Origin of the sequence: Rubrivirga litoralis (assembly GCF_031846415.1) — a bacterium.
Taxonomy (GTDB): Bacteria; Bacteroidota; Rhodothermia; order Rhodothermales; family Rubricoccaceae; genus Rubrivirga; species Rubrivirga litoralis.
In genome coordinates, this window is record NZ_JAVRHT010000096.1 from 1 (window position 1) to 463 (window position 463).

Below are 463 nucleotides of genomic sequence, written 5' to 3' on the forward strand. Positions count from 1 at the left end.
AGCCTTGTTGACGTTCTTGATCGCCTGGTCGATCGTGTCGATGGCGGTGCCGGCAGTGGTCGAGTCCGTGACAGTAATGCCGGTCAGGTCGAGGTCGGCGGTACCTGCCGCGTCTGTTCCGAGCGCCGTCGTGCTGAGGGCGCCGATCTCGACGCCGAACGTATCGCTGGAGCTGGCGCCGACCTGGAACGAGAGGCTCGCACCCGTGCTCGTGCCGTCGCTGAGCGTGTCGGTGCCGCCGAAGAGGGACTTGCCGTTGAACTCGGCGCCAGCGAGGGTGTCGCCGATCTCCGCCGTGAGGGCATCAATCTGGCCCTTGATCGCCGTGCGCTCCTCGCTACCCATCGTGTCGTTGGAGGCCTGGATCGCCTTCTCCTTCATCGTCTGAAGGATGTCCATCGTCGAGTTGAGAGCGCCCTCGCCGACGGTCAGCATGCCCTTGGCGTCGCCGATGTTCGAGAGC

1 protein-coding gene is annotated in these 463 nt (G+C 65.2%); it reads right to left on the reverse strand.

What is annotated here, in order from left to right; genetic code table 11:
- Nucleotides 1-463: flagellin N-terminal helical domain-containing protein (locus RM540_RS16335; RefSeq protein WP_489753817.1), on the reverse strand; the 463-nt coding region annotated here is incomplete at both ends.